Here is a 21,045-nt window from a genome sequence, read left to right as displayed (position 1 = left end):
AAGAAATGTCTGAGCTATGTAAGTGTTTGTCAGGATAAATGAAGTTTTGTTCCACTTCGCAAGCAAATTTTGGCAGAAAATTGTGGTGCCGGCAGCAGCCTGCTGATTTGCTGCAGGAAAAGGATTGAAATTATCGCGGTGTCAGTAACAATAGGTGGTGAAACCAATAACCAGAATGATTATGACCCAGAAACTTACAATCCTTGATATTGCCAAGCTGGCAGGTGTTGGCAAATCTACCGTTTCCCGAGTACTGACCAATGACCCTAAAGTTAAGCCGGCGACCAGAGAAAAAGTCGAGCAGGTGATCCGTGAGTCCGGTTACGTGCCGTCCAAGTCAGCCCAGGCGATGCGCGGAGGGAGTGCCAAGGTGGTTGGGGTCATTCTCTCGCGCCTGGATTCTCCTTCTGAAAATAAGGCGGTCAGCGGTATTTTGGATGTTATCTACAAAGCTGGCTATGACGCCGTGATCATGGAAAGCCAGTTCAGTGCCAAAAAGACCAACGAGCACCTGGCGGTGTTGCAAAAGCGCAATGTCGACGGGGTGATTGTGTTTGGTTTCTCGGGCTGCGATCTCAGCAGTATTGAACAGCTCGGCCATAAAGCGGTGGTTATCGCCACCGATACCGACACCATTTCTTCTGTCGACTATGATCACCAGGGCTTGATAGCGCTTGCCATGGACAAGCTGGTCTCATGCGGCAAGCAAGTCATTAGCTATATCGGGGTGGATGAATCGGACCGTACCACGGGTCTACTTCGCCTTAACGCCTACCTTGATAGCTGCCGCAAGCTGGGGATCGAGCCGTGTTACCAGACCGGACAGCTGAGCTATGACAGCGCTTACCATATTACCGACCAGGTGCTCCGTGAAGGTACTGAAGCGATTGTCTGTGCCAGTGATACCTTGGCAATGGGGGTCGCCAAGCGCTTGCAGGAACTGGGTCGCACTGATATTCAGGTCTCCGGAGTCGGGGCGACGGATCTGCTGTCGTTTCTGTTCCCCAATACCTTCAGTATCGACCCGGGCTACTTTGAGGCCGGCAAAGCCTCGGCCCAATTGCTGATAAAGCAGCTGTCGGGCCAGCAAGAAATTACTCACCTGATCCAGCAAGCGTCTTACTAAGCGGGAACTTGGTAGGCGACACCGGAGGATCTAAATCACAGGTTTGCTATTAATCTATAAAGGTAGGTTGTGAACTGATTCACGAAATGGGAATGTTCCCATTTTCATCAGCCAGCGGATCTGACACTATTTGCGATATCAAGTGGGAACATTCCCATTTAATTAAAAGTGAACAAAGACAGACAACCCAACACATTCCTATTTTTATAACGATGGACAATCGGCATGAGTAAGATTAACCAACAGCAGATAGAGCGTTTGGTCGAGTTAATCGGCGGTAAGGACAACATTGCAAGCGTCAGCCACTGCCTGACCCGTTTGCGTTTTGTACTGGCAGACACAGACAAGGCGCAATTAAAGGAAATTGAAAAGCTGGGCATGGTCAAAGGCTGCTTTACCAATGCTGGCCAGTTCCAGGTAGTGATTGGGACTGAAGTTGACCAGGTATATAAAGTGTTGAATGAGTATACCGGCCAATCGGGGGCTAGCAAGGAAGAGGCTAAAGTGGCTGCCCGCCAGAATATGAGCCTGCTGGAGCGTGGGATCTCCCATCTTGCTGAAATCTTTGTCCCATTGCTTCCGGCGATTATTACCGGTGGTTTGATCCTCGGTTTCCGTAATGTCATCGGCGACATCAAGATGTTCGATGGCCAAACCCTGACAGAAATCAGCCAGTTTTGGGCGACGGTTCACTCTTTCCTATGGCTGATTGGCGAAGCGATCTTCTTCTTCCTGCCTGTCGGTGTGTGTTGGTCAACCGTGAAAAAACTGGGCGGTACGCCAATTCTGGGGATCGTGCTGGGTGTCACATTAGTATCCCCACAGTTGATGAATGCCTACCTGATAGGCCAGCAATTGCCGGAAGTGTGGGACTTTGGCCTGTTCACCATTGAAAAGGTCGGCTATCAGGCGCAGGTGATCCCTGCCATGCTGGCCGGTATTGCCTTGGCCCTGATCGAAACCAACCTGAAAAAAATCATCCCCGCTTACCTATACCTAGTGATTGTACCGTTTGTGTCAATCATTACTGCGGTCATTCTGGCTCATGCATTCATCGGGCCGTTCGGCCGTATGCTGGGCGACGGTGTGGGCTATGCGGCTCAAGCTGCAATGACCGGTGACTTTGCCATTTTCGGGGCGATGATCTTCGGCTTCCTGTATGCCCCGCTGGTTATTACCGGTATCCACCACACCACGAACGCCGTGGACTTGCAGCTGATGCAATCTATGGGGGGGACACCGATCTGGCCTTTGATTGCCCTGTCTAACATTGCCCAGGCATCAGCGGTTGTTGGCATCATCATTATCAGCAAGAAAACCAATGAGCGTGAAATTTCGGTTCCGGCTGCGATTTCAGCTTACCTAGGGGTAACAGAGCCCGCGATGTACGGCATCAATCTGAAGTACAAGTTCCCGATGCTGAGCGCGATGATTGGCTCGGCGATGGCGGCGGCAATTTGCGGTAGCGCCGGGGTAATGGCGAACGGGATCGGTGTTGGCGGTCTACCGGGCATCCTATCGATTCAGCCGCAGTACTGGCTGGTGTACTTCATCGCAATGCTGGTGGCGGTAGTGGTACCGATGGCACTGACCTTGTTCATGTACAAGCGTGCCGAAGCAAAAGGCGAGTTGAGTGAAGCAACGGCTTAGTGGCAACCGCCTTCCTGAGTAATTTTGTAGCTGGCCGGAACGATTTAAATGGCCAGCTACCTTTTTCTGATTTGTTAAGTGTGCAGGTTATTATGTTGAAACAGCAACTTGAATGGTGGCGTACCGCTACGATTTACCAGATTTATCCGAAGAGCTTCTGTGATAGCGGCAGCAAGGGAACCGGTGATATTCAAGGGATCATTGCTAAGCTCGACTACCTTAACGCCTTGGGGGTCGATGCGATCTGGCTGACGCCGGTTTATTGCTCGCCAATGGTTGATAATGGCTACGATATTTCCGACTACTACAATATCAACCCCGATTTTGGCACCATGGCCGATTTTGACCAGTTGCTGGCACAAGCGCACCAGCGTGGTATCAGAATTGTTATGGATATTGTCGTTAACCATACTTCAACCGAACATGCCTGGTTTCAGTCGGCGCTGGGCGACAAGAGCAGTCCGTACCGAGATTACTATATCTGGAAAGACCCGGTTGACGGCGCTGAGCCTAATAACTGGCAGTCGAAGTTTGGTGGCAATGCTTGGGCGCTGGATGAGGCGACCGACCAGTATTATCTGCACCTGTTTGCCAAAGAGCAGGCCGATCTGAACTGGGAAAACCCGCAGGTCCGGGAAGAAGTCAAAGAGGTGATCAGCTTCTGGGCCGAAAAAGGGGTCGATGGCTTCCGCCTGGATGTGATTAACCTGATCTCCAAGCAGCAGGATTTCCCTCATGACGATATTGGCGATGGTCGCCGTTTCTACACCGATGGTCCCCGTGTTCATCAATACCTGCAGGAAATCAGCGAAGCGGTGTTCCAGAAATACGGTTCGGTGACGGTGGGCGAAATGTCTTCCACTACCCTTGAGCACTGCCAGCAATACTCATCGCTTGATGGCAAAGAGCTGTCGATGGTGTTTAATTTCCACCACTTGAAAGTCGATTACCCCAATGGCGACAAGTGGACCAAGGCCCCGTTTGACTTCCATCAGCTCAAGTCGATTTTCAATCACTGGCAGCTGGGGCTCAATGGCAAGGGTTGGGGCGCACTGTTCTGGTGTAACCATGACCAACCTCGGGTGGTTAGCCGCTTGGGTGACGATGTTAACTACCGGGTTGAATCGGCCAAGATGCTGGGGGCGTCGGTGCACATGATGCAGGGCACCCCGTATATCTTCCAAGGTGAAGAAATCGGTATGACCAATCCGGGCTACACCTCGATTGACCAGTATCGCGATGTGGAAAGTACCAACATGTACGACATCATGGTGAATCAGCAAGGGGTGAGTCATGACGCGATGATGGCCATTCTGGCGCAAAAATCCCGCGATAACTCCCGTACCCCGATGCAGTGGGACGACAGCGACTATGCCGGTTTCTCCAAGGCAGAGCCTTGGCTGCAAGTCGCAGGGAACTATACGCAGATCAATGCCAAAGCCGCGGTGGAAGATCAGAACTCAGTGTTCCACTTCTACCGCCAGCTTATCCAGTTGCGTAAAGAGGTTGCCGTTATCACCGACGGAGATTACGCCGACCTGATGCCGGAGCACGATCGTATCTTCTGCTACAAACGCGAGTCAGCCAGCCAGATTTTGCTGTGTGTGAACAACTACTATGGCGAGGAGGTCGAATGCCAGTTACCGCCAGAGCTGGATGTTAGCCGCAGCGAGTGCTTGCTGTCGAACTATAGCGACGCTATGCAGGTGGTTCAGCAAAGTCGCTTTGTCCTCAGGCCCTACGAAACTCGCATTATTCTTATCGCCAAATAGGCGTGGCTTGAGGCAGATAACCCAAAAAAAGCGCCCGATGGCGCTTTTTTATTTATGAGCTGGCCTGTCATGATGCCAGCGCCATATAGCCTTGAGGTGGAGTCGTGTTGGCCAATACGGATTCTTTTAGCCGGCAATAGGCTTCGATACGGGCGTTAGCCCTTTCAACCTGGCCCGGCAAAGGACGGGCTGCAGCGTAGGGCGAGGAGCCCCAATAGAACAGGTAGAAGGTTTCAAAGGTACGGGCAATACGGTTGGGGGTAGATTCTTTGAGACAGGCTTCAATGAGTTTCCAGGCCGATCCCAGAGGAGTGAGGGTGGGTTTGATCTTGATGAGGTATTCCTGTATCCAGCGACCGCGATCTAGCGGTTTATTCATACAAACGCCAATGGCAGTATGCGATAATACGGTCATTAGCTGATCAGTGTTGGTATTGTAGCTATGGCGGGTTTCCAGAATATATTTCAACGGCGTCATGGTACATCCTCTCCTTTATATTTTTGTTTGGAGTAAGATAGGTAGTTGGTGAACTTTATTTACGTTACTTATGTGGGCTTCTGCTATTACGTTTATGTTTGTTCTCAAAATACAGCGCGATCCTGGCGGCTATAATCAATAAAGCGATAGCAATTAGTATATTAATAAATACGGTGATGAAATCAGGCATATTCATATAAATGCTCTCGCCACCATATGGACATTGGAGTATTCGCCAATGTCAATTTCAGATGGCATTTTATCGGCGTCTTTATTAGACAGGGCGATATTGAAATCCATAATCCCGGGAAAGTGTGTCTTCAAGGACATTCTGGCTAAGTCGATGGCCCGGAGCGGGTGGCTGGATGAATAGTGATAATGACCAGCGTCGATGTCGACCTGAAATATATATGCAAACTGGTCGCGTACGGCTCGAATAAAGACATTAACTAAAGCCGGGAAATAACAGGCATAAACAATGAGCTCTGTATGGGTACCGGATTCTTGCTGCACGTGTATATCTCGTATTTCCACCAGCCCCTTGGCCGCAATATCATGGCTTACCAGCAGCTCTTCGACGGCCGAGATGCGTGATGTTGAATAATCCGTCACTAGATCGTAATGCATGGCATTTATGCTGGTGGTGTAGCGTACAGAATTGTTTGACTCGAATACTTTGATGACGATTGACTGCATTCTTTTTTCTCGTTTTGGGGATGTGAAGCGCGATACAGGAGGCTATCTAGCGAGGAAGCCGCAGGGGGTAAGTACGGCTTCTTCACAGGCCTGATGTTAGCCGGCCTTGTCCAAATTCGCGGTATTAAACTGCACGGGCGAATTGCGGGAGTTTTGCCCCTTCTTTTGTCAAGGCGAGCTGCCAAACGCTCAATCGGCGGCTGCGGAATGCGCCGGCGCAGGACAAGAGGTAGTAGCGCCACATCCGATAGAATCTTTCATCGTATTTATCCGATATGTTGCCCCAGTTTGCTTCGAAGTTCCGGCACCATGCCATGAGTGTCTTATCGTAGTCCGGCCCGATGTTGTGCAGATCTTCAATGTTGAACTTGTGCTCCATGGCTGTTCCCAGCTGGGAAATAGAGGGGATCACGCCGTTGGGGAAGATGTACTTGTTGATCCAAGGGTCGGTTTCCGTCTGGGATTGCGGGCTGCCTATGGTATGGAGCAAGAATAAGCCGTCGTCGTTGAGGAATCGGTGAGCACAGGCAAAATAATCGCTGTAGTTGCTTGGCCCGACATGCTCAATCATACCGATTGATACTACGCGGTCATAAGTGATGGCAGGGACATACTGCCGGTAATCCTGGAGGATGAAGCTGACAGGCAGTTGCTTACGGCGGGCGATTTCCATTCCCATAGAGGTTTGCTCTTTGGATAAGGTCAAGCCATGGCAGATCACGCCATAATGCTCGGCAGCGTAATTCATGAAGCTGCCCCAACCGCAGCCAATGTCCAGGAGTCGCATGCCAGGCCGCAAGTCGAGCTTGCGGCATATCAAGTCCAGTTTTGCCGTCTGCGCGCTGTCTAAATCGAATGATTCTTTCCAGTAGCCACAGGTGTAGGTCATACGCTCATCAAGCATATTTTGGAATAAGTCGTTGCCAATGTCATAATGAAACGGCACATCTGTATTGCAGCGCTCCACACTTTGCCGGTTGAAAAAACTGACGACTTTCTTTCTGCCAAGGTGCGCTCCGAGCAAGAGTTTGGCTTTGACGCCCAGTTTTTCTTCAAGGTTGTGGTGAGTAATGCGATTGACTAACTCGTCTATTCTGTCGCAGTCCCATAAGCCTTCCATGTATGTTTCACCTAAACCCAATGAGCCATCCATGAGGATTCTGTCCAGCACGGCTTCATCGTGTAGCCTGATATCCCAATCTCGCGTGCCATTTATTTTAATATCGGCCGGGCTTAACAGCTCATTAAAAAGTTTCAAATAAGACATAACTTACCTGCTGAGTTTTATATAACAGTGTGAGATTGGAAAGTACCATGATATTGATAATCATGATGTTCATTTTTTTCTAACCTACTATTTAGTAGAACTAACATGAGCGGTGGATATTACACGGACTCGGCCAATGCTGATTGCATGAAGGGTAAATGCTGGGAGGAAGGGATTAATTGAATGCGCTAATTCTTTTTTAAGTGTGATATGTAATATCAACAATTACATTGTATTTTGGGTGGTATGGCTTTCGTCAATGATTATAGAATTTGGCCGATGCATTGAATAATCTATTTTATAAAACTTGTAGATAAAGGACCTGTTTATGTATTTATTTGCTAATAAATGCAAAAGGGCATCCCGAGAGATGCCCTTTCTTTTAACTAGCGGTTTACCCAGATGTTTTAGACGGCAGGTACCTGTGAGGCCAATAACCAAATAGCCAATACGAAGAAGATCAAGCCCATGAACTTGTGTTGGTTGGTACGGAATTTCTCGTTCTTAAGCAGTGGCTGGCCCAGGCTGCCGATCATGGTGACCAAGAACAGGTTGAATAACAGACCCAGTACATTCAATAGCAGACCTAGCACTAGCATTTGTTCACCGGAAGTCGCCGTAACCTGAGTGGATACAAACTGCGGCAGGAACAGAACAAAGAAAATCAGCGCTTTAGGGTTAAGCAAATTACTTATCACCGCTCGGCGGTACAAGGTTTTGGCAACACTGTTGCTTTGCTCAAGGGTTGGCGCATCGGAAGGCTGGGTGCGCATACAGTCCCAACCCATTTTCAGGAGGTAGGCACCGCCCAGTAGACGAAGTACCTGCAGGGCAATCGGGTTCATGGCAATCAATGCTGAGACGCCCATGGCTGCCAGCAGAGTGAGGATCAATCCTGAGGTGGCATTGCCCAGGCTGGCAAAGACCCCCACCTTTTTACCGTAGCTCAGGCTGGAGCTGGCGATGAGCAGCATGTCGGGGCCAGGGATGAGCAGCAGGGCGATCACGGCAGTCAAGTAAACGGGTAAAATGGATAGATCAATCATGGCTATTCGGTGTTGGAATTACAAGGTGCTGGATTCTAGTTCTTTTTGTGGTTGATTTAAACGCAAAGATTGTATTTTTTGGTTTGTTTATTTGCCATGTGAGTATTTTGTTTGTTAATTGTTCTGAGGAAGGCATAAGATTATTGTTCGTCGCTGAGTGAACTCAGTGTCTTTCAAACAACCACTAGGACATCGCAGTGACCACCATTACCATTGAGCAAAGCCAATTACCGTCATCGGTGTCGTTGCTGGCAAAGGCTTTGCTGAAAAAGGGGAGAGAGCCTTTGCCAGAGATAGCAGTTGCTATTAATGGCTTTGTTTTTGAAAGGGATAGCGTCAACCGTTACAACACTTGCTGTGGCTTGCCACAAGACAGACTACCGCTCCCTTACTTGTTTGTGGCCACCCAACCCGCCCAATTGCTCTTGCTTACCCATCCTAACGTCTCGTTGAAATTGCTGGGCATGATCCACACCCATGTCAGTTTTCAGCAACAAACGCCACTGCTAATCGGCAAAGCCTATGATTTCACGCTTGGCGTGGCAGAGTGTATCCAAAGCGAAAAGGGCATGGAGTTTGAGCTGGAGGGGCGCTTTCATCTCGATGGCGTGTATCAGGCAGGCTATCGCAGCCGTTGCCTGTTGCGAAGCAAGCAGCCAGTGTCGGACAGCCGGAAAAAACGCAATGTCCCTTCAAGCGATGCCGAGGCACAATCACCGGCATGGGAGACGCTGGAGACATTGATGCTGACGCCCCGGATAGCGCGAGGCTATGCGGCTGTCTCGGGCGATTACAATCCTATTCACCTGCATTGGCTAACCGCCAAGCCGTTTGGTTTCAGGGCACCGATTATCCACGGTATGTACTCGGCCGCCCGCATGTATGCGGTACTCGAGTCCCCGGTTTGTCATGCTGAGTTTGTGTTCCGCCGTCCGGCCTTCTTGCCTTCAACTGTACAGTTGCAGGCCCGGGAGGGCGAACTCAGGCTGCTCAATAGTGAGGGTAAGCCGTTGGTCGAGGCCAAATACGCGCTCCGAGAGCCTAAAGCGGAGAACCAGAATTAATAAATAGTTACGTTTCAAATGTATATAGAGAGTATGGCAGCAACGAAACTTCGCTATTATGTCGCTTTAACAAATCATAACCCCAAGTGTTAACCCGCTTGGTTTGCAAAGGAAAGTCAAATGGATATTCAGCGTATTAACCCGACCAAGCGATGGTCTGATGTGACGGTCTTCAATGGTATTGCGCATTTTGTTGAAGTGGCCGAGCAGGACACCAGCGCCGATATGGCCGGTCAGGTCAACCAGATTTTTGCCCAGGCCGAGGCGATGCTGGCCAGTGTGGGCAGTGATAAATCCCGCTTGTTGTCAGTGACTATCTACGTCACCGATTTTGCCAACTTCGATGCGTTGAATATCGCTTGGGAAGCGTGGCTGCCGGAAGGTTGTGCTCCAAGCCGCGCTTGTGTCAAAGTCGAACTCGCTGATCCTGACTTGTTGGTGGAAATGGCATTTGTTGCCGCGGCTGGATAATTCTATGGCATGGTCCTAAAACAAATTTATCTTTTTGTTATGTAATGGGCCATGATGGTGTTGTACGGTATTTTTGCTGGATAACATCATGTTGAATTTTAATATGGAGGACGCAAGTCAAGTGTGTGTTGGCGCATTTGCCCTTGCTGTCCCTATCTCGTTTTCCGAGGAAGCTTGGCGGCTAGGGGAAACCTTACCTCTCCCTAACTTGGTTATGCTGTTCTGCCTCGCGGTTTTTTTCCTGGGTGTCTTCACCTACGAAAGTGTGTTTCAGAAAAATATCCAGCACCGGCTTGCCGGCTTTGTTTTTCGTATTGTCATTGCCTATCTGATCACGGCGGTGGTTGTTTCTCTTATCCTACTGGCGTTGGATAAATTACCCTTGCTCTCCGATCCGCTGACTTCGTTCAAGCGCATAATCGTTATCGCCATGCCGGCTTCGATGGGGGCTATCGTCGTCGATAGCTTTGACAAAGAATAGGCTGTTAAAGCATTGCGACTCCTTACTTCTCCAACGAAAACGCCATTACAAGCGCTAGCGGCTTGTAATGGCGCTATTGATAGTTACCTACCAATATCAGTTAAGCGGCTTGTTCATTTTTTACCTGAGCTGTCTCGTTGGTCCGTGCCGCCAACTTGTTGGCGAGCGAGTGAAGCTCAGGCAGCATGCGCTGGATAAGGTGCAATTGCTGCAGCACCATGCGGGCCGATGTCGAATCCTCATCCCGCCACAGTGATAGGCGCTGATCCAGTTCGCTGTCGGACTCTGGTGCCTGGGCGCAGTGGTTACCTGCCAGTTGCGCAGCCAGACAATCTAAGTGCTGGTGGATCTGCCGGTGGGCCTGCGAGACCAAGTGGTGAGTACTTTCATCTTCTAGCTGGGTACGGTGCGCACCGAGAGCGGAAATATAGCTCAGCATGGCATGGTTGAGTGTCAGGAAGCGGAAGCTCTCATCCGTTGCCATTCGGTAGCGGCCGGGTTCCAGTAGCATGTTACTAATCGCCGTACTGAGCTGGGCATCGGTATTGTGGGCATCCCGGCGTGCAATGCGGTAATTCAAGCTGTCCTTCTTCCCAATTCGATACTGGCCAATAATTTGCGCCAGATAGTCTCGGTTGGTTTCGATTGCTGATGCCATGACTTTATGCAGACGGCGGGCTTGCCAATCCGGCAAGATGAAGCTTACCGCCAATACCGCCAGCAAACAGCCCAGCAGGGTATCACCCAGACGAGGCAGAATGACCGCAAAGCCTTCACCAAGCTGGTTGAAGCAGAACAGCACCAACAAGGTGATGAACATGGTCGCCACGCCATAATTGGCGGTACGGAAGGCAAAGAACATCACGCCGGTAAAGACCATCAGTACCAGCTGCCCTTCTTGTCCCGGGAACAGATACAACAATGGCATCCCAATGAGCAAACCGGCTAAGGTGCCAATCACCCTTTGTTTCAGCCTCTGGCGGGTCGCACTGTAGTTAGGCTGACAGACAAACAGAGTGGTCAGCAAAATCCAGTAGCCTCGCTCCAAATCGAGCCCGAGAATAATCCCGTAGCCTACAGTTAGGGCAATGGCCATGCGCAGCGCGTGGCGGAACAGCATCGAGCTAGGATCGAGCTGGGCGCGGATCCGCTGCCAGCGCTCTTTCATGCTGCGTGCCTCGGTATCCGACAACTCGTTGTCACGGGCATTGTCGGTGGTCGAAACATCAGGGTTGCTGACGTTCGACAACTGGCGTTCAACCGTGGCGAGGTTGTTGAACAGGTATTCGAGCTGATTGATATACACCCGGCGCTTGGGATCGTTCTGGCTTTTCAGGTAAAGCAGGGACTCTTGCAGCTCATCCAGGGCTTTTACGCTTTCAATCCCATGGCTGTATGGTTTTCCCATCGCTAGGGCATGGGCAATCTCCCGGCATGCACTGGCCTGCCGGGTCAGCAGCCGCTGGAAGCGAAACAGCACATCACTGCGCTGGAATTCAGCGGCGAGATCCTGGTAGCGGTAGTGGGAAGAGCTGGCCCGCTCATGGATATCCTGCACCAAGAAATAGATCTTGAGGAACTTATCTCCGGTTTCATTCGGGTGTCCGCGCCGGGCGCGGTGAAGCAAGGTTGCCTTGGCATCGTTTAGCGCGCTGACCACCTTGGCATTCTTGGTGGCCGCTTGCAGTCGCAGTGGCTGGGGCACTAAATCGGCTACCGGCTCGAACAGCTGGCTCTTGCTATCGAGGTAGCAGGCCAGTTCGGTAAAGACTTTCGACAGGCTCTGCTGAACCGGCTGGTTTGGCCAAAGTACCTGCCAGCTTAGCGACAGTAGTCCGTACCAGGTTGCGCCCCCGAGCAGCAGCATAGGTTGGTACCACAGGTTCGGGCTTTGTGCCGCCCCGAGCATGGTATAGACCGCCAGTAGCAGTGAAGCAAAGGCGATACTGGCATAGCGGGCACCCATCGCCCCCAGCATGATAAAGCCAAAGGTTGAAGTAAAAAGCCCGATCGCAAACAGCGGAGGGTAGGGAAACAAGAGTTCGATCGAGAAGGCGGCAAGCACGAAACAAAGCAGGGTGGTGATCAGTGCTTTGATCCGCCCGGTCAGGTTGTCATCGGTTTCGGCTAGCGCCGAGGCAATGATGCCCAGGACTAACGGGGTCACTTCAGAGGTTGCTTGCAGATACCAGCAGGGCAGAGCAACCCCAACCAGGGCAATAAGTACACGAATGCTGTAGTTTATCCGGTCATTTGCCCAGTAACGACGCAGAGTTAATTGTAAGCGGCTAGTTGTCATTGTTTTTATGGTCTTCCTATTGAAGCGCTAAAGATAGCAAACTTCAGTTAGCAAGCGTTATATATCCCTATAAAAAATGCAGTTTTACCGGGGGTGTTGACCTTACGAGGCTATTTTTTGCGCGGGCGTGACCCCGGGCCGGATCCGACGGAGCGTTTGCCGGCTATGCCTACAAGGGAAAACAGGTTTTCATGTATAACAACGACATATCCAAAGCTTGCGCTGGGTGATTTTTACCCGCATTGCCGGAAATGCCAGCGGGATGGCCCGGTTCTCCCTAATCATTTAGCAAAAAATTTACGCAAAAGATTTTTTGGACGCTAGGGTATATCTATATAACTTGATACTCTAAGAACAGAGTGTTTCCTCGTTATTGGTTGATATCTATCCAGAACATTTGGGTTAGGAGCCAATATCGAGCGCGAAAGCTAGCGTAGCAGAAGTAAGTTGAGTGTTGGTGACAGAATGCGTTTGACAGCAGGGTGGTTGGCCCAATGGCTCGCCCAAGGTGATTATTGCAGTATTGCTCTTGGTGATAATTGTTTGGTGCTTGATAGCCAGACAGAGACAGAAGAAATTCCCTTTGATGAGTGGGATGGGGCCATAGACGTTCACCGCGGCGTGTTATGGGGCAGCTTTGAATTGACCTCAGCGGATCAGGAGTATTGCTGGACGGTACATGGCCTGCCATGGCAGCAGTGTAAGGCCTTTGCCAATATGTTGCTCGAAGCCTACCGCAACTGGGCGCAAGGCCGGGTCGAAAAGCTCGATAACCTGCTGCCAGTGATGCTTGAACGTATTGATCGCTATGCCCAAGCCGACGGCTACCTTCGTGAATCCTCCCACCGTCAGTTATACCGTTATCTTGACAACTCATTGGCCTCGACCGGTCTAACCCGCGAGCTGGCGGCATCGTTCCGCCCGCTGGCGTTCGAGAAGGTTGAACCTTGGCTGGAGGGCAATGAAGAGTGGGTGGAAGAAGCCAACAACCAATGGCTGGAAAAAGAAACTGATAAGTGGTCGTCGTGGTTCGATAAGTTTGAATCGTCGCCGTTAAACCCCTCCCAGCGCGAAGCCGTGTTGATTAATCAGGATCATAACTTGGTGCTTGCAGGCGCCGGTACGGGGAAAACCAGCGTATTGGTTGCCCGCGCCGCCTACCTGATTGCCAACCAGCAGAGCCAGCCCGAAGAGATCCTGATGCTGGCGTTTGGCCGCAAAGCCGCCGAGGAGATGAGCGAGCGACTGGCGGCCAAAGTCAGCGATCGCATCAAGGTGGCGACCTTCCATAGTTTGGGCACCCAAATCATCAAGGCGGTCGAGAGCGAGATGCCAAGTGTCTCACCGATCACTTTGGACGACAAAGAGCGCGCCAAGTGGATTGCCCAAGTGCTGACCGAGCAATGGGAAACCGCTGCTTCGGCCAAGCGCTGGCAGAAGCACCTGACCCAATGGCGCATTCCGGGCTTCAAAGCGGACAATTCGATGGAAAAGCAGGCCAAGAGTGAACAACTGGCAGCTTGGGTATGGCGTCATATCGAGTTGATTGGCCAGCGCGGAGCCAACAAGTCTCAGCTGGTTGAGAGTATCGAAAAGCATGACAATGAATCTGCTCGGGCGCGGATGAAGAGTGAGCTGGCGCTGCTGTGGCCATGCTACCGCGCCTACGAGCAGCACCTGAAGGCCAACAAGCAGATTGATTTCAACACCATGATCCAAAGGGCGACCGAATACGTCAAAGAGGGCAAGTTCACCCCGCCGTGGACGTTTGTCATGGTTGATGAGTACCAAGATATCTCGCCGCACCGTTTGGCCCTGATCGAAGCGCTCTGCCATGCGGGTGACAAGGACCAAAGACCAACTTTGTTTGCAGTTGGGGATGACTGGCAGGCTATCTACCGCTTTGCCGGAGCCGATGTGAACCTGACTACTGGCTTTGAACAGCGCTTTGGCGCCAGCCATATTACCGAGCTGGATACCACCTACCGTTTCAATAGCATGATCGGTGAAGTGGCCAATGCGTTTATCCAGCAGAACCCGAACCAGCTGAAAAAAGATCTCACCAGCTTCAAGAAACAAAAGCGCAAAGCCGTAACGTTGCTGTGCCAGGACTTGATCGACCAGGAGCTGGCCCAACTGGCCTCGCAGCAAAAAGGCGAAGTGACCACCTTGCTACTGGGACGCAACAACAACCAGCGCCCGGAGAAGCTCAAGCAGTGGCAGGAAAAGTGGCCGCACCTTGGCATTAACTTCATGACCTGCCACGCCAGCAAGGGGCGTGAAGCCGATTTTGTCTTCATCTTAGATGTGAACCGAGGCGTATTTCCGGCTCCAGACCGCGATACTGGCCTCGCCGCTTGCCTCCAGGCCCGCGGGGAAAGTTTCACCGATGCCGAAGAGCGCAGGTTGTTCTACGTCGCACTGACCCGTGCCAAGAAGCACGTTTGGGTCTGCGCCGAGCCGCAGAAGCCATCGACATTCGTCAATGAGCTGATTGACGACGGCTACCCGGTGATGAACAAGATCAAGCGGGTGAAAGCGAAGCAGAAGTAATTTCGTATACAGCCCCCCAAAAAAATATCAGCAAGCTCGCTATTCAATAGCGAGCTTGCTTTTTTATTTAAGCGGACGTTGTATCTTCCTGCTTTCTTTTTTGGGTTAGGCTTGTTTTGCCGGTGAGGCTAAAACGAAGTAGTTCATAAATTTTATTTTCTAGCTCTTCAGGGGTAGCAAATAAAGAATGGCTGTAATACCAGTTTCTATGTTTGCCAATAGTAAAAAGCCCCCGGCCGGGCTTATTGCTCTTTTCAGTAACTGATACTAGCCTGTCAGCGTAAATAACCTGTATTTCAGAATATGTATTGGTCCACTGCTCAGGCGTTCCATCGTACATAAACACCTCGGTACCAGGCTGAGCCTTGTCATTGTAAATTGCTTTTAGGCTTGCCACGCCCTGAAGAACCTCTAGTGTTTCACTCGGTAATTTAATCATGACTTGTCCTTAATCTAATGATTGTACTTGATAAAGTATTTAATATGTTGCTCTCTGTGACATGCTAAAGATTAGAGTGTTAAACGAATGAATTAAATTACAGGCTATTACACTAATTTAATGCTTGCCGAGAAATGGTGGAATAGATTGGCTTTCAGTTTATTAACTGTTCAATTAATAAAAGTTGGCTCTTAGATTTTCATGATGACTATTGAATGGAAAAGGTACTTCAAACGGCGTTAAGATACGATAATAAATATTTCCGAATAGTATGCTTCCTTGCAATTATGGAGAAAAGGATATGAACACTGTAACAGTAAACATTGATGTTGATAACCGTGAGCAAGGTATACAGTTTGAAGCACTGTTTGCTGAATATGCGAAGGCCAATTCAGTAGAAATTAAGCCGCATGTTGTAAAACAGTTATTTCGACTGCCTTATTTCCATGGATTCATTTGCTTTGTTGATAATGAACCTGCCGGCTTTGCCGTCTGCTTCGAGTCTTACTCTACCTACCGGGCGCAAAAAGTACTCAATATTCATGACTTCATGGTTTCCAAGGCGTTTCGTGGTAAGGGTATTGGCCACGCTCTGCTGCAGGGCGTCGAACAATACTGTGCGAGTAAGGGGTACCTAAAGATCACCCTGGAAGTGGACAGTGACAATATAGCAGCCACACGACTCTACAAGTCATGCGGCTACGATGATTACCAACGGGCGCAAAAAGGATTGCTGCACTGGCAAAAATACCTCATTTAACAGGGGGAGCAATCCATTCGAGTTAGCGGAAATCAAATAGTTCGGTATGGAAGTGCTGCATGTCAAAGTGTTCATCTCTCAGCTGCTGCTGGATAGCCGTGCTAAATGTCGTCGGTCCGCAAAACCAGACACTTGAATGCAATATGTCCCCGTTGTGCCGTTTGATATCACCGATGGTCAGGAAGTCATGCAGGCGGTTGTCTACAACATGAAACTCCACATTGGTCCCGTAGGTTGCCGATTCCAAATCCCGGATAAGCTGTGGCGATGGATTCTCGGTACAGTAATAGAAAAGTATCGGCTCAGGGCGGTCGAGCTGTTTCAACTCCGCTAATCTTGCTTTGAACGCCGCGCAACCAATACCTCCGGCAACCCAGATTTGTGGCTTGTTGTCATTGAAATTAAAATGCCCATAGGGGCCTTCCACAGTTACCTTCTTGCCTATTTCCAATCGTTGGTGAATTGTTGAGGTGAAATCACCCAAGGCCTTCACCAAGAATTGGACACTTGTTCTATTTCTTTGAGTATTGCCTTTGCTGCCGCCTGCTGCAGTAATTGTAAATGGGTGCGGCTCTTCTCCGGCCAGGGTTAAAAAAGCAAACTGCCCTGAGGTGTGGCCGGGCCACTTGGGGGCATCGATATCGATAAGCGTGGTTTTATTCTGCTCGTCGTATTGAATACTTGTTACGGTGCCTTGATATTGCTGACGTTTGCCAATCAGCCCGAAGAGGCTGAATAGCGCGCTGAAGACACCTATCACGACGGTACCAATAACAATAGGGGTGATTATGTCATCCCAGTAGGCATGCTTCAGTAATACCAGCGAGTGATAGGCAATAAACAGAAAGGTGATAGCCATCAGTTTATGGATAAACTTGAATCGCTGATATTTAATTGGGGCAAATAGCGCAATCAAGATCAGGGCGATGAACAGGTAAAGCGTCCACTCACCAAGGGATTCGGCCCCTCCGCGGAGGCTGTGAATGGTGGCGTAGAAAGAATCAGGATCAATAGTCAGGTTTGGTTTTGCTCCTCGTTCCATCACACCATAGCGAACCAACTGCTTTGGAACGATAGCAAGCAGCCAGTGGATGGCTCCAAATACGACGGCGTAAATACCCAGCCACTTATGTAAGCGGTACGATTTATCAAGACCTGCGGTCAGTCGCTCTATTTGTGGCAGGCGCAAGGCGAGTATCATGACCAGCGTTAAGAGTAGGGTCGAGATAATCCCAGTGATCTGGATCAGCGGGCTGCGCCATTGCATCAACGTGGAGTTATTAAGCAAATCTGGCTCAGCTTGCAGCCAGATCAGGATACATAGGAAGATAATACCTACCGAGGTTAAATAGAGATTTTTCATAATATAAGCTCCCGTTGAGCTTATACTCTAACGCGCAGAATGTAATAGAACGCCAATTGAAGTAAAGGAGTGTAAATCGTGCTTTTTCGCAGGGGGCGCGCCTCCCCGGCTCAGCAAGCATGGCCTGAGCCGGGGAGGGGGGATTATGCTGATTGCAATTGAGATACAGCTAGAGCCGGTCGGCGGCGGATCACGTAGCGCAGGCGCAGCAGCATAAACAGTGCCGCAACGCTCAGGCCGGTGACAATTCCCACCCAGAAGCCGGTTTCGCCCATGGCCGGTACCACCTTGTCAGTCAGCCCCATTACCATGCCCAGAGGCAGCGCCAAGCCCCAGTAGGCGGTGATCGCCAGGATCATCGGCACTTTGGTATCTTTGTAACCCCGCAGGGCGCCATTGGTGGAGGTTTGCAGTGCATCGCTAAACTGGTATACCGCGGTATAAATCAGCAGCGTAGCGGCGGTTGCACTGACCGCCGGGTCCGTGGTGTACAGGCGGATGATCCAATCAGGGAACAGCAGGAAAAAGCCCACGGAAATCAGAGAGAGCAGGCCGGCGACGGCAATACCGAACAGGCTGCGCTCCTTGGCCCCCTGTTCGTTCTTGGCTCCCAGGGCATGGCCAACACGGATAGTGATACCAAAAGAGAGACTCATCGGGATCATATAGGTCATGCTCGAAATGTTCAGGGCAATTTGTGCCGCTGCGACATTTTCGGCACCGATACGGCCAATCAGCAGGGCGATTACGGCAAATATACTGCCGCACACCGCGATGTTCATTCCGATAGGCACGCCCAGCTTGAGCAGGCGCAAGCCATCTAGGACTCTCGGCTTGATATCCGCAAAGTGAATGATCTTTTTATAATGGTGATGCCCTTTGATGTAAGAGTAGAGCAAGCCGGACATCACCCAATAGACGACACTGGTTGCCCAGCCACAGCCTACTGCGCCAAGGGCCGGGAAGCCAAACTTTCCGTAAATCAGCACGTAGTTGATCGGGATGTTTAGCAGCAGACCGATAACCGAAACCAGCATCGGGGCTCGGGTGTTGTTCATCCCCTCACAGAAACCGTTAAGGGTATAGAACAGGGCAATTCCCGGCACACCGAAAGCCAGTGCCAACACGTAGTCGCCGGCAATCGGGATGATTTCAGGGGCGACACCGATGGTGCTGAGTATATTGCCGCCTTGCGTCAGGTAGATAATCAGCAGGCTGCTGACCGAGCCAGCGACCCAGAGCATCTGGATGAACTCGGTACGTACTTTATCGAGTTCATTGGCACCGCGGTGAAAAGCAACCACCGGCGTGAGTGCCATGATGATGCCACGAAGCAACAGGGAGACCGGCAACCAAAGGCTGGTACCCAAGGCAATCGCAGCCAGATCGGCAGCGCTGACTTGGCCGGCCATGGTGGTATCGACAAATCCCATCGCCTGGGTGGCAAGCTGGGTCAGAATGATTGGAATCGATAGGTTCATGAGTGAACCCGACTCACGGGTAAAGCGAGAAAAAAGCGTTGAGCTTTTCTGTGATTGATTTTGCATGGAGTATTGATAACACCAATATAAATGCACCAGTGGAAGCAGGATGGCGGGTGTGCATTTTAGGGTGTGCCTTTCGAGGCGGGGGGAATATATCCAGCCTGTGCGCAAAGTGCAAGACCGGATATGTAAGTAGGTGTGGAAGAGCTTTTGTATTGGCTTAGGCGACCTGCTCTTGAGGGCTCTCATTGAAGCCACGGAAGATATTACTCAGGGTGATCAGAGCGAATACCGCGATGACAATCGATAAGTGCCAAGGCTGGCTGAGGCCCAGCTTCACCAAGCTCATGCTGACAATCGATGAGGCAATCATCTGTCCGCCTCCCGACATGGCCGCGGCAGCGCCGGCTTGCTTCTTGTACGGTTGCATTACCATTGCCTGCGAACAAGGCAGGGCAATACCATTTCCCAATATCATCAGAAACTGGCCCAGCATCAGGTATAGCGGCTCAACCGGGCAGAAGAACAGCCACAGTGCCGCACAAGCATGCAGTACCGGGGTGAAAAACAACATTTTCTGGGTGCCGATTTTCGGCCGGACCCGGTTGGTCAGGGTGGTGCCTGCCAGCATGCCAAGAGCCGGGATCAACGCCCACATCGCATATTCGTCGGAGGTCATGCCGATTTGGTTTTGCATGATGAAAGGCATGACTGAGACAGTGGTGATCATTAGGCTGAAGTTGAGCCAGCCGATACTGGCAAAGCTCATGAAATAGCGTGAGGTAAGCAGCTGCCAGTACTGCTGGGCGATGTTTTTTGCCGAAGGCACTTTCGACCTATTTTTCATGGTCTCTTTGAAACGCAGCGCAATCACAATCCAAATCAGGCTGACGTAGCCCAGCAGGGACGTGAACACCATGGTCCAGCCGAAATGGAAGTTAATAAACCCTCCAATCACAGGTGCCATCAAAGGGGTCAGCGACGCAGCCATTGCAATGTAAGACATGGCCAAGGGTAATTCTGCACCGCTAAATTGGTCACGGGTGGATGCCCGCGCTAGCACGGCGCAGCAACCGGTACCGAGTCCCTGAAGAAAACGGCCCAAAACCATACCGGTAAAAGAATGGCTGAACGTGATGATCACCACCAGGCCGGATAGGGCGATCAGCAACCCTGTCATCAGTACTTTCTTACGGCCCAACGCGTCCGAAATGGGGCCGTAGAGAAACTGTGACGGGCCAAAGCCGAGCAAATAGATACTGACCAGTAGCTGTGCCTGATCGAGCGTTATGTCAAAGTCTTTGGCAATCCATGGCAGGGAAGGGAAGACCAATCCCATACTTAGCTGCCCGACACTAATGATCAGGCAAACCAGTCCCAAGGCTTTCCAGAAATTACGATCTGTCATTACAGGTTGTTATCCTTGTGGCGTTTGCAGGTGTGCCGGGTACGCAATGCGCCTTCATCATCGAACTGGCTTAATTTACTTTTTACACGCTTGACGGTGGAAATGCTGACATTACAGCTATCCGCGACGTGTTGTAGTTTGTGGCCTTCGAGCAACATGGCCGCGATTTCCCGGTGTTTCTCGCGATCGGCAGGCCGGCCGCGGAATTTTTGCTGCCACAGCTCGGGATCTTCCTTTATTGCTTTGCGGCTATGCTCGGCAGCCAGCAACCTGCGACGGGTCTGGACATTGCCATAGCCGCTGAGAAGAGAAAGCAGCACCCGGCTCGCCTCCGCCTGTGGCGCAAACGTCAGCGGCTCGGACAGGGTGTAAAGTGTGACGCCCTTGTCGAGCAGTGCCGATACCGTTGCCTGGACCTGGTTGAAGTCATGCCCCAGTGCCGTCAACCACCAAACCCATATTGCGTCGCCGTCTTTGAGGCTGTCGAACATTTGGCGAAACGCTCGGCGTGCCATCGGGTCGATATCACCACGTACGCGATCTTGGACTTGCTCTGCCCCCGGTTCGGCGGCAAGCAAGGCATCAATTTGCTGCTGGTAGTCGGTATTCCTGGGAGAGAATCGTGAATAGATATATTTTGCCATAAAGCAAAATTTGGCTCACTTGATGTAATGGTTCATAAATATAC

18 protein-coding genes are annotated in these 21,045 nt (G+C 50.8%); 8 read left to right on the top strand and 10 right to left on the bottom strand.

Annotated elements, in window-relative coordinates:
• The first annotated feature begins 181 nt into the window (after positions 1-181).
• From treR to treC, 3 genes are all read left to right on the top strand, one after another.
• Positions 182-1,126: a trehalose operon repressor TreR gene (gene treR / locus PTW35_RS11825; protein WP_281025158.1), complete on the top strand. Its 945-nt coding sequence runs from the start codon at positions 182-184 to the stop codon at positions 1,124-1,126.
• Between the two features lie 225 nt (positions 1,127-1,351).
• Complete coding sequence (gene treB, locus PTW35_RS11820) at positions 1,352-2,776, top strand: PTS trehalose transporter subunit IIBC (protein WP_281025157.1); 1,425 nt, start codon at positions 1,352-1,354, stop codon at positions 2,774-2,776.
• Between the two features lie 92 nt (positions 2,777-2,868).
• A complete protein-coding gene (gene treC, locus PTW35_RS11815; protein ID WP_281025156.1) occupies positions 2,869-4,548 on the top strand; it encodes an alpha,alpha-phosphotrehalase in 1,680 nt (559 codons plus the stop codon).
• Between the two features lie 67 nt (positions 4,549-4,615).
• Here the strand turns inward: treC and PTW35_RS11810 are convergent, their stop codons facing one another.
• The 4 genes from PTW35_RS11810 to PTW35_RS11795 form a co-directional block, all read right to left on the bottom strand.
• Positions 4,616-5,026, bottom strand: coding sequence for a hypothetical protein (locus PTW35_RS11810; RefSeq protein ID WP_281025155.1), 411 nt, complete (start codon positions 5,024-5,026; stop codon positions 4,616-4,618).
• A 192-nt stretch (positions 5,027-5,218) separates the two neighbouring features.
• Positions 5,219-5,722 (bottom strand): hypothetical protein, encoded by a 504-nt coding sequence (locus PTW35_RS11805; protein WP_281025154.1) that lies wholly within the window; start codon positions 5,720-5,722, stop codon positions 5,219-5,221.
• A gap of 124 nt (positions 5,723-5,846) precedes the next feature.
• Positions 5,847-6,989, bottom strand: coding sequence for a cyclopropane fatty acyl phospholipid synthase (cfa, locus tag PTW35_RS11800; RefSeq protein WP_281025153.1), 1,143 nt, complete (start codon positions 6,987-6,989; stop codon positions 5,847-5,849).
• Positions 6,990-7,396: 407 nt separating this feature from the next.
• Positions 7,397-8,035, bottom strand: coding sequence for a LysE family translocator (locus PTW35_RS11795; RefSeq protein WP_281025152.1), 639 nt, complete (start codon positions 8,033-8,035; stop codon positions 7,397-7,399).
• Between the two features lie 197 nt (positions 8,036-8,232).
• On the opposite strand from PTW35_RS11795, the gene PTW35_RS11790 reads away from it, so the two are divergent.
• From PTW35_RS11790 to PTW35_RS11780, 3 genes are all read left to right on the top strand, one after another.
• Positions 8,233-9,099 carry a MaoC/PaaZ C-terminal domain-containing protein gene (locus tag PTW35_RS11790; protein ID WP_281025151.1) on the top strand — a complete coding sequence of 289 codons (867 nt, stop codon included), beginning with the start codon at positions 8,233-8,235 and terminating at the stop codon, positions 9,097-9,099.
• A gap of 120 nt (positions 9,100-9,219) precedes the next feature.
• A complete protein-coding gene (locus tag PTW35_RS11785) occupies positions 9,220-9,570 on the top strand; it encodes a RidA family protein (RefSeq protein WP_281025150.1) in 351 nt (116 codons plus the stop codon).
• A gap of 85 nt (positions 9,571-9,655) precedes the next feature.
• Entirely contained in the window at positions 9,656-10,051 is a 396-nt protein-coding gene (locus PTW35_RS11780; protein WP_281027495.1) for a DUF2391 family protein, read from the top strand.
• Positions 10,052-10,151: 100 nt separating this feature from the next.
• Here the strand turns inward: PTW35_RS11780 and yccS are convergent, their stop codons facing one another.
• Positions 10,152-12,350, bottom strand: coding sequence for a YccS family putative transporter (yccS, locus tag PTW35_RS11775; protein ID WP_281025149.1), 2,199 nt, complete (start codon positions 12,348-12,350; stop codon positions 10,152-10,154).
• Positions 12,351-12,815: 465 nt separating this feature from the next.
• Between yccS and helD the strand changes: the two genes are divergently transcribed.
• Positions 12,816-14,903 (top strand): DNA helicase IV, encoded by a 2,088-nt coding sequence (gene helD / locus PTW35_RS11770; protein ID WP_281025148.1) that lies wholly within the window; start codon positions 12,816-12,818, stop codon positions 14,901-14,903.
• 67 nt (positions 14,904-14,970) lie between these two features.
• Here the strand turns inward: helD and PTW35_RS11765 are convergent, their stop codons facing one another.
• Complete coding sequence (locus PTW35_RS11765; RefSeq protein WP_281025147.1) at positions 14,971-15,342, bottom strand: hypothetical protein; 372 nt, start codon at positions 15,340-15,342, stop codon at positions 14,971-14,973.
• Positions 15,343-15,643: 301 nt separating this feature from the next.
• Between PTW35_RS11765 and PTW35_RS11760 the strand changes: the two genes are divergently transcribed.
• Entirely contained in the window at positions 15,644-16,102 is a 459-nt protein-coding gene (locus PTW35_RS11760; protein ID WP_281025146.1) for a GNAT family N-acetyltransferase, read from the top strand.
• A 22-nt stretch (positions 16,103-16,124) separates the two neighbouring features.
• On the opposite strand, the gene PTW35_RS11755 is transcribed toward PTW35_RS11760, so the two are convergent.
• The 4 genes from PTW35_RS11755 to PTW35_RS11740 all read right to left on the bottom strand — a co-directional run bounded on the left by PTW35_RS11755 (position 16,125) and on the right by PTW35_RS11740 (position 21,001).
• On the bottom strand, positions 16,125-17,465 hold the full coding sequence (locus tag PTW35_RS11755) for a ferric reductase-like transmembrane domain-containing protein (protein ID WP_281025145.1): 1,341 nt from the start codon (positions 17,463-17,465) through the stop codon (positions 16,125-16,127).
• A gap of 143 nt (positions 17,466-17,608) precedes the next feature.
• Positions 17,609-19,012: an MATE family efflux transporter gene (locus PTW35_RS11750; RefSeq protein WP_281025144.1), complete on the bottom strand. Its 1,404-nt coding sequence runs from the start codon at positions 19,010-19,012 to the stop codon at positions 17,609-17,611.
• Positions 19,013-19,169: 157 nt separating this feature from the next.
• Complete coding sequence (locus PTW35_RS11745; protein ID WP_281025143.1) at positions 19,170-20,357, bottom strand: multidrug effflux MFS transporter; 1,188 nt, start codon at positions 20,355-20,357, stop codon at positions 19,170-19,172.
• Positions 20,357-21,001, bottom strand: a complete 645-nt coding sequence (locus tag PTW35_RS11740; RefSeq protein ID WP_281025142.1) for a recombinase family protein — start codon at positions 20,999-21,001, stop codon at positions 20,357-20,359. The genes PTW35_RS11745 and PTW35_RS11740 overlap by 1 nt, the downstream gene beginning before the upstream one ends.
• Positions 21,002-21,045: the final 44 nt, after the last annotated feature.

The organism is Photobacterium sp. DA100 (assembly GCF_029223585.1).
GTDB lineage: Bacteria > Pseudomonadota > Gammaproteobacteria > Enterobacterales > Vibrionaceae > Photobacterium.
Note: the sequence above shows the minus strand (reverse complement) of the source record. Positions and strands in the feature narration are given on the sequence as shown.